We start from the raw sequence: 9261 nt of genomic DNA, 5'->3' as shown, positions 1-9261 counted from the left end.
CCATAAAGACGTCCACACCTTCGGGTGCCTCAATCTGTCCGTAGTGAATATTGAACCCGTGTCCAAAGCCAAGCGCCTTGCCCGGCGCCATATGGAGCTCGATATCTGCGTAGTAGACGCGCTTCTGGTCCTGATCGGGAATAAGGATCATGATCACGTCGCCCCACGCGGCGGCTGCCGGGATCGACGCGACCGAAAGGCCGCGTGACACGCACTTCTCTGCAGAGGCGGAGCTCGGCCGCAGTCCGACGACCACCTCAACGCCGCTCTCGTGCAGATTGAGCGCATGGGCATGACCCTGGCTTCCATACCCGATCACCGCCACCTTCCTGGATCCGATCAGCTGCGGGTCCGACTCGTAGTAAACCTTCATCGTATTCCGTTCTGTGTTATTCGAGATGGTGTGTGAGCTCAGTCCCCGAAGACAAGCGCGCGGCGCATCGCCACGCGGCCGCTTCGGGCGATCTCCTTGATGCCATGCGGCTCCATCATTCCGACAAAAGCGTTGATCTTGGTCGTCGGACCAGTCAGTTCAAACGTCATCGTGTCGGGCGTGATATTGACCACGTTGCCCCGGAAGATTTCGATCGTATCCATCATCTCCGCTCGGGTCTCGCGGGTGTAGCCGACCTTGATCATGCAGAGTTCGCGCTCGACGTACTCTTCCTGAGTTACATCGTCTACGAGCAGCGTGTCGACGAGGTTGATGAGCTGCCGCAACACCTGGCCAATGATGCGATCGTTGCCCGTCGTCACGATGGTCATGCGTGAGATGCCATCGTCGTCCGTCGGTCCGACCGAGACACTCTCCAGATTGAAGCCGCGCGCCGAGAACATGTTGGCGACGCGATTCAGCGCACCGATGCTGTTCTCGAGCAAGACGATGATGACGTGACGATGCACGGACTCGGGATCTCCCTGCTGAAGGCTTTCTCCAGCCGCCTTCTTTCGAAAGATCTGCTGCGGTGTCAGTGTCTTTGTTGCCATGATTAACCTGGTCGGAGTTCGAAACTGTCAGGCGAGCCCGTCGGGCGTGAAGCGCTGTGTGATCATATCGTCCGTAGCCGCCCCGGCGGGTACCATGGGGAAGACCATCTCTTCCTTCACGACGCGAAAATCAATCACCACGGGACGATCGTTCACCTCCCACGCCGCGTCGATGACCGCATCGACCTCGTCAGGCGTTGTGGCACGAAGCCCCACGCAGTGATACGCTTCCGCGAGCTTCACGAAGTCCGGGTTGGTGTCGGTGAGATCGGTGTGGCTGAAACGGTTCTCGTGAAACAACTCCTGCCATTGCCTGACCATGCCGAGAAAGTTGTTATTCATGATGACGACCTTGATCGGCAGTCCGTGCGCCGCTGCCACACCAAGCTCCTGTGAGTTCATCAGGAACCCTCCGTCTCCATTAACGGAGATGACCGGGATGTCCCGGTCGCGCACGCCAAAGGCTGCACCGATCGACGCCGGCAATGAAAAACCCATCGTTCCCAGACCACCCGACGTGATGTGAGATCGCGTCTCGGTGTAGCGAAAGAACTGAGCAGCCCACATCTGATTCTGACCGACATCAGACACGACCACTGCTCGACCACCCGTCTTCTCCCGAAGTCGCTGGAGGATGAACTGTGGCCGCAACTGGCCGTCGGACTCGAAGTCCATCGGACACTGAGCCCGCCACTGGCCGATCTGGTCAAGCCACGCAGAGGTCTCCTTGCGCTCCATCAGCGGCTCGAGCTGCCCCAGCACCGCCTTCACGTCACCGATTACAGCGCAGTCGGCCGGGACGTTTTTAGAGATACAGGCCGGATCGATGTCGATGTGGATGATGCGCGCGTGTGGCGCCCAGGCGTCCAGTTTGCCCGTGACGCGATCGTCGAATCGCGCTCCGACCGCGATGAGCAGGTCAGCATGCTGAACGGCCTGGTTCGCATACCAGGTGCCATGCATTCCAAGCATGCCCACGGAGAGTTCGTCGTCCTCCGGAAATGCCCCGAGGCCATGCAGCGTGGTGGTCACAGGAATCTGCGAATGTCGTGCGAGGCGCGTCAGTATTTCTGTTGCATCCGAATTGATCGTACCTCCACCGACATACAGCAGAGGCTTCTTCGAGTCGCGTATCAGATCGGCCGCTTGCTGAATTTGGTCGTCGGCCGCCTCACCGGCGTAATCGTATCCCCTGAGGGAAACCGTTTCCGGGTAGTCGAACACGGCCTCGGCCAGAAGAATATCCTTCGGAAGATCGACTACGACTGGACCCGGCCTGCCCGTTCGGGCAATGTGGTATGCCGCGCGAACGGTCGCCGCAAGCTGATTGACGTCGCGGACCAGGAAGCTGTGCTTCGTGATGCTCCGGGTGACGCCGATCGTGTCGCATTCCTGAAACGCGTCGTTGCCGATGAGTTGTGTCGGGACCTGTCCGGTGAATACAACGATCGGAACCGAATCCATGTACGCATCCGCAATGCCGGTGACACAGTTCGTGGCGCCCGGGCCGCTTGTGACGAGAACGGTTCCGACCTTGCCCGTCGCCTTGGCATATCCCTCGGCAGCGTGAGTACCACCCTGCTCGTGACGAACGAGTACGTGCTTGAATGATGGCTTGAGACGCGCCAATTCGTCATAGATCTTGATGACGGCGCCACCCGGGTGCCCGAACACGATCTCGACGCCTTCGGCCTCAAGCGATCGGATGAGGATCTCCGCTCCACTCATAGTCTGGCCGGCCATGTGGTTCTGGCCATTAGACGATGCGGCAGATCCGGCCGAATGGCCGTTCGTACCCGTTTTCTGTCTGGCTAGCATGTCTGACTGCATTACTGCTCCGGGATAATCGGGTAATGATGATTGCGCTCTGGCGTCCCTCAGCGGACAACCTGGTGTGGCCGGGCTTCGGCGGTGCGCTGTCTGTTTGCGGAATTTGCCGGGTCCGTCGTCGGCACACGCAGCACGGCGCCGTCCGAGGCGCTCGTAACAAAGAAGGTGTATCGCTCCAGATAGCCACCCCGAATCTTCGGTTGAAACGGCAGCAGCTCCGAGCGGCGTCGTTCGATTTCCTCTTCGGATACCTGGAGCTGGATGCTTCGCGAGTTGATGTCGATCAAGATGCGATCACCCGGTACAACAAGAGCAATCGGTCCACCGGAGGCCGCCTCCGGTGAGCAGTGTCCGATGGACAGGCCGCGCGTTCCTCCCGAGAACCGGCCATCGGTCAGCATGGCGACGGATTTGTCGAGTCCCATGCCTGCGAGCGCGGATGTTGGCTGGAGCATCTCCGGCATGCCTGGTCCGCCGCGCGGTCCTTCGTAGCGAATCACCACAACATCGCCGGCCGTCACCTCACCACCGAGAATTCCCGCGACTGCATCATCCTGATTTTCGTATATGCGTGCGCTCCCCTCGAACGCGAGCATGTCGTCGGCTACAGCCCCCGTCTTCACCACACAACCGTCGGGAGCGAGATTACCGAAGAGGACGGAGAGTCCGCCGGTAGGACGAAACGCGTTATCCACCGATCGAATGAGCTCCGGCCGATGATTCGTGGCTTGCTCGAGATTCTCGCCCACCGTGAGACCCGTGACGGTCGGGCGATCGAGATGCAACACGCCGATGCTTGAAAGCTCTTTGAGTATGGCCGGGACGCCGCCTGCATTATCTACATCTTCCATGTGGACGTTGCGCGTGGCGGGAGCAACTTTACAGAGATAGGGGACCTGACTTGAGATCTGATTGATGCGATGCAGGTCGTAAGGAATCTCGGCTTCGTGCGCGGCCGCCAGAAGATGCAGAATCGTGTTGGTCGATCCGCCCATCGCCATGTCGAGAGCGAACGCATCGTCGAATGCGTCGCGCGTAACGATGTCGCGAGGTTTGAGATCGGCATCGATCAGATCGACGATCTTCGAAGCGGCCTTTCGAGCCAGTTCTTCGCGTCGCGGGTCGACCGCGAGGATCGAGCCATTGCCAGGAAGCGCGAGCCCGAGCGCCTCCATGATGCAGTTCATCGAGTTGGCCGTGAACATGCCGGAACACGATCCACAGGTCGGACATCCGAAATCTTCCAGGATCTTCAGTTCGGCATCATCTATTTCGCCTTTCTGGCGAAGCCCGACACCCTCAAAGACCGAGATCAGATCAACCGTCTCCCCTGCCGGCGTCTTGCCCGCCTTCATTGGCCCGCCGGACACAAAGATCACCGGAATGTTCAGCCTCAAAGCAGCCATCAGCATCCCCGGCACAATCTTGTCGCAATTGGGGATGCAGACGAGCCCGTCGAGCCAGTGCGCGGCGGCAACGGTCTCAACGGAGTCGGCGATCAATTCGCGGGATGGTAGCGAGTACCGCATGCCGATGTGACCCATGGCAATGCCATCGTCGACCCCGATGGTATTGAATTCGAACGGGACGGCTCCTGCCTCGCGGACCGCCTCTTTTACGACGCGGCCGAACTCCTGCAGGTGCACGTGCCCCGGGATAAGGTCGATGTAGGAGTTGCATATCCCGACGAAGGGTCGGTCAAAGTCCGCATCGTCACGGATCTGGCCGGTGGCCTTCAGCAGACTCCGGTGCGGGGCTCTCTCGAATCCCTTCTTGACGGTATCGCTTCTTCGTTTTGGACGCGGTGGCATGGCGGTGGCTCTGGGGGTGTGATCGACCCCTCGAGTGTTTTACCTGCTCGGCTCGCGCTCGATGGAGGCGAGGGATCGACCGGTGGATCAGCCTCTAAGGACGAGGCTGAGAATGAGGAGGAGGTCGAGCAACAGAGCGCTGACGAGCGCGGGTCCGGTGATCCGGGGAAGGTCTGCGGACGGGGTAATCCACAGGGCGGTCATGCTACGCTGCATCGTATCCGTGGCGGCCGGTCGCACGCGCAGGCGTGCTCGGAGAGCAGGACGGTATTGATGGTGGAAGCTCATACGGGGCCGCGGCTGGGCATGCGAATTGTCCAAAGAACGGGACCGGGGAGCCTCAGTTGCAAGGCCCCCTTGACCGCCCGTTGCGGCAATACAGGCGTTTTTGGCCCGTCTCCGGTAGCGCTTCCATATTAAATAATTAAACCGGAAGCCCTTCCACATCTCTCCTTTTGAAGGCGAATGGGCAGACACCACCATTAAATAACACGCAATAAATGAGCGCGACCTTACAGATTGATGATATCTTCATCATTCCTTCACGATTCGCGGCTAGCCCAGGCCACACGCTCACTCGATCGCGGCTCGGCCAGAAGGCAGGAGATCAATCACCAACAAAAAACGTGACCCCCTTCAGAATGCAAACTCCATCCCTCTATAGAAACGGACTGGTTGCACTGCTCATGGCGGTCCCCGTCTCCGTACTGGTCTCGACAGTTGCCGCCGGCGAGACCGTAAGTGTGGGCGCCGACGCGGTGAGCCGCTACGTATGGCGAGGCACTGACGTTGGCGAATCACTCAGCATCCAGCCCACTGTATCGGTTGCAACCGGCGGCTTCGAGTTCGGATCCTGGGCATCCTACGGGGCGATCCCGGAGTCTGCCGGCGTCAACGAACACGATCTCTGGATCGGGTACACGTTCGAGAAGAAGTCGTCCGGCTCGTTCTCCGTCGGCGTCACCGACTACTACTTCCCCGCGCCCGGCGGCGCCGGCTGCTTCAATTTCGACGGCAATGGCGCGGGCGCGCACTGGATCGAACCGTACGGAAGTTATACAGGTCCGGAAGAGTTTCCGATAACCTTGTACGGCGCCATGTTCGTGCACAATGATCCGGACAATTCGCTGTACCTCGAGACCTCCTATCCGGTGGCGCTCGATGGGGCCGAACTCGGATTGGTGCTGGGCGCCGTCGCCGGCGAGAGCGGCTTCTGCGGCACGTACGGGTTCGCGCTCGTCAATGTGGGGATCGCCGCATCGAGATCGATCAAACTCAACGACAGCATCGAACTTCCTGTGAGCGTCAGCTACATCTTGAATCCGAACACCGAGCGCACATTCCTGGTGTTCGGACTGGGAGTAAGCCTGTAGCAACCATCGGGCGACACCTTCCTCGCATACATCTCAACGCCGCTCGTTCAACGGGGTATTCCTTCAGCGGAATGCCCCATTTCTCTTCGACCGACCCGCATCCTACATGGCCATCGCCACGTACGCGCGACTCCGCGTCACAGGTCCAGGACATCCCTCCCGTCAGCCAACAGGCGCGTTTAGTATCTTCCGATCTCACCAGCAACCAATGTTATGATCGGCAAAACCGTATCGCACTACGAGATTCTGGAGGAACTGGGTCGAGGCGGAATGGGCATCGTGTACAAGGCCCGCGACACACGCCTCGACCGCGACGTCGCCCTAAAATTCCTCCCCCAGCAGTTCACGAGCGACGCTTCGGCGCGGGAGAGATTCGTACGAGAGGCGAAGACGGCGTCGTCGCTCGATCACCAGCACATCTGCACGATCCATGACATCGGTGAGTCGGAGGACGGTCAGACGTATATCGTCATGGCCTTCTATTCCGGCTCAACTCTGAAGGAGCGGATCGAAAACGGCCCGATCGATTTGTCGGAGGCTGTCGGTATCGTCGTGCAGGCCGCTGACGGGCTGGCGGCCGCTCACCGAAAGGGTATCGTTCACAGGGATATCAAGCCGGGCAACATTATTGTCACCGAGGAAGGGGTGGCCAAGATCCTGGACTTCGGACTGGCCAAACTCGCGGGCACGGCCGTCGAGCTCACCGCCGAAGACAGCACGCTGGGTACCGCGGCGTACATGTCACCGGAGCAGGCGCGCGGGGATGAACTGGATTCGCGCTCGGACGTCTGGTCGCTGGGTGTCGTCCTCTACGAGATGCTCTCCGGCAGACGTCCCTTTGCCGCCGACTATGAACAGGCACTTATCTACGGCATACTGAACGAGGAGCCTCAGCCCATTCAGTCCGTTCGCCCTGACGTGCCGGACGACCTCGCCGAGGTGGTCAACGCGGCACTCAGCAAGGATGTAGATCGACGCTACGCGACCGCAGCAGCGCTGGCCGACGACCTCCGAGCAGGCTCGGTGCCTCTAGCCTCAGGGGTTGGCATTTCGACGCACTCAGGCTCGGTCGCGCGCACGCGAATGAGCTCAAAGTCCCGACTCACGATGATCGTCGGTGGCGCAGCAGCCGCAATCGCAATCGCATTGCTGGCGTTCGGTCTTCTTCGGACTTCTTCAGATGACGGACCGGCCACAGAGAAATCTCTCGTCGCCGTGATGCCGTTTTCCATCCAGGGAGATCCCGATCTTCAGTACCTGGAGACGGGAATGGTCGATCTCCTGACGCGGAAGCTGGACGGTGCCGGAACGTTGCGTGGCGTTGACCCCAACGCACTTCTGGGCCGACTGGGAGAGGAGGTTCGTGGTCTCCGGGATCCAGCCGAAGGCCAGAAGCTGGCTGCCGGGTTTGGCGCAGGCCAGTTCATACTCGGAAGCATCACCAAGATCGGATCCGACATCCAGCTCAATGCCTCGCTGTATGACGCGGACGGGACCCTGGAGAGTGAGGCACAAACCACTGCGAAGGGTGATACGGAACTGATGGCGTCCATCGACAACCTGGCGCAGCAACTGATCGCTGAACAGCTATCGGAGGCTGGTCAACAGCTGGATCGAACCGCCGCGCTGACGACCGAGTCCCTTCCGGCACTCAAGGCGTTTCTAGTCGGAGAGCGGGCGATGAGCGAGGGACGCTTCAACGAAGGTACCGTCTCCATGCGCGAGGCAGTTGAAATAGACTCCACTTTCGCCCTCGCATGGTACCGGCTTCGAGACGCCTTAGGCTGGTCGGGTCAACTCGGCACGGCGGAGCGCCAAAAAGCGCTTGACAAGGCGGTCGAACACAGCGACCGACTTCCCGCCGATGTTGTTCGGATGGTTAGTGCCGAGCGCGCCTCTTCGGAGGCGCGATTCGACGATGCCCGGACGATATACGAGGATCTTGTCAGACAACAGCCTGAAAATGTCTCCGCGTGGCTGAAACTGGGCGACCTCATTTACCACTACGGAGACCGGGAGGGCTACCCGTCAATTCTCGCGAGGGAACCCCTGGAGCGTGCTCTGTCGCTCAATGCCGAGAATCGAGAGGCCCAGTATCACCTGATCGACATCGCCGGTAAGGAACGCGATTCCACGCGAGTAGCAGCGCTTCTCGATAATTACGGGCCGGCTCTGGACGAGACGCAGATATTCGCCGTGAGAAACAAGATCGTCGCGGCAGGCCGAGGAGAGGACGCCTTTCTGGATGAGATCGTCGAAGCCGCCAGGTCCAATCCCCAGATCGCGATCTTCGCCGCGGTCAGCAGCGCAACCGTAACCGAAGACCTCGAAACGGCTCAGCGCTACGCCGACGTCATGCGGGACCTCGCGCCGGACAATCCAAACCTGGCCGGACCCTCGGTCATGCTGAAGTTCGTTCGAGGGAGGGTCTCCGAGTCCGCATCTCTGAGTGCGACCATGGCACCCGCAGACGAAAGCCAGGCGTCTGGTTTGGCACTATATGAAACCGCACTTGCCGTTACTCCCCTTGCCCCGTTCTCCGATGAACACCTTAGCGAAGTGCGCGAAACGGTGCTGACGGTAAATGAGAATGTCCTGCCCCGGCCGCTGAGAGATCAGGGCCCGGCGCTTCGAGAGCTCGCAGCCGGACTGGTTAGCCACCGGCTCCAGGATCAAGCGGATATCGAGCGTCGGCTGGAAGCGCTTGGCGAACTGGAGTACGACGGTGAGGGTCCGAATCTGGGTTATCATTTCGGGGAGTTGCTACGAGCTCTGCAAGCATGGCACGACGGGGACCGCGAAAGAGCTCTCACACATCTGGACGAGGCCCATTTCCCACTCCACTGGAACTACGCCAACAACATGATCGTCGATGAGACTTTCAACCGCTGGGTCCGGGCCGAAATACTGAAGGAGATGGGCCGATTCGAAGACGCTCTCACTTATTATACGACGCTGAGTGGGCCCGGCGGCTTCCTTGGTCTTCTCTACCTGGGGCCCTCCTACCTTCGCAGGGGCGAAGTGCACGAAGCTCTCGGCAACGATGCGGAGGCCATCGATTTCTATACGCGTCTGATTGAGCTGTGGGAAGGCGCAGACGCAGACCTCCAGCCGAACGTCGAGCAAGCACGCGCCAGTATCCAGCGCATCCTGGACGAACAGACACGCGAGGCCAGCTAGAGTCCGCAGTTTTCGGGCGTCATGTTCGCTGTCTGGGTATCCCCACGACGCGCTGTCTACTTCAGCCGCGCCACCAACCC

At 60.0% G+C, this 9261-nt stretch carries 6 protein-coding genes; 2 read left to right on the top strand and 4 right to left on the bottom strand.

Going from position 1 to position 9261, the window contains the following annotated elements; genetic code table 11:
* From HKN37_06615 to ilvD, 4 genes are all read right to left on the bottom strand, one after another.
* Positions 1-373, bottom strand: a 373-nt coding sequence (locus HKN37_06615; protein ID NNE46315.1) for an NAD(P)-binding domain-containing protein, incomplete at its 3' end; no start/stop codon positions are given.
* Between the two features lie 38 nt (positions 374-411).
* Positions 412-987 carry an acetolactate synthase small subunit gene (ilvN, locus tag HKN37_06610; GenBank protein ID NNE46314.1) on the bottom strand — a complete coding sequence of 192 codons (576 nt, stop codon included), beginning with the start codon at positions 985-987 and terminating at the stop codon, positions 412-414.
* Between the two features lie 27 nt (positions 988-1014).
* The gene (gene ilvB / locus HKN37_06605) at positions 1015-2730 is read right to left on the bottom strand and encodes a biosynthetic-type acetolactate synthase large subunit (protein NNE46313.1); all 1716 of its coding nucleotides are present in this window, start codon (positions 2728-2730) and stop codon (positions 1015-1017) included.
* A gap of 134 nt (positions 2731-2864) precedes the next feature.
* The gene (gene ilvD, locus HKN37_06600; protein NNE46312.1) at positions 2865-4628 is read right to left on the bottom strand and encodes a dihydroxy-acid dehydratase; all 1764 of its coding nucleotides are present in this window, start codon (positions 4626-4628) and stop codon (positions 2865-2867) included.
* 641 nt (positions 4629-5269) lie between these two features.
* Here ilvD and HKN37_06595 point away from each other — a divergent pair.
* Together HKN37_06595 and HKN37_06590 are read left to right on the top strand one after the other, a co-directional pair.
* Positions 5270-6001 carry a hypothetical protein gene (locus HKN37_06595; GenBank protein ID NNE46311.1) on the top strand — a complete coding sequence of 244 codons (732 nt, stop codon included), beginning with the start codon at positions 5270-5272 and terminating at the stop codon, positions 5999-6001.
* A gap of 213 nt (positions 6002-6214) precedes the next feature.
* Positions 6215-9181: a protein kinase gene (locus tag HKN37_06590; protein NNE46310.1), complete on the top strand. Its 2967-nt coding sequence runs from the start codon at positions 6215-6217 to the stop codon at positions 9179-9181.
* Positions 9182-9261: the final 80 nt, after the last annotated feature.

It is taken from the genome of Rhodothermales bacterium (assembly GCA_013002345.1).
Taxonomy (GTDB): Bacteria; Bacteroidota; Rhodothermia; order Rhodothermales; family JABDKH01; genus JABDKH01.
This window is presented reverse-complemented; position numbering and strand designations above follow the sequence as displayed.

Bases quoted from the DNA above. Each gene is read 5' to 3' on its own strand.
- ilvB (NNE46313.1), bottom strand. From the start codon at position 2,730: ATGGCCGGCCAGACTATGAGTGGAGCGGAGATCCTCATCCGATCGCTT.
- HKN37_06590 (NNE46310.1), top strand. From the start codon at position 6,215: ATGATCGGCAAAACCGTATCGCACTACGAGATTCTGGAGGAACTGGGT.
- ilvD (NNE46312.1), bottom strand. From the start codon at position 4,628: ATGCCACCGCGTCCAAAACGAAGAAGCGATACCGTCAAGAAGGGATTC.
- ilvN (NNE46314.1), bottom strand. From the start codon at position 987: ATGGCAACAAAGACACTGACACCGCAGCAGATCTTTCGAAAGAAGGCG.
- HKN37_06595 (NNE46311.1), top strand. From the start codon at position 5,270: ATGCAAACTCCATCCCTCTATAGAAACGGACTGGTTGCACTGCTCATG.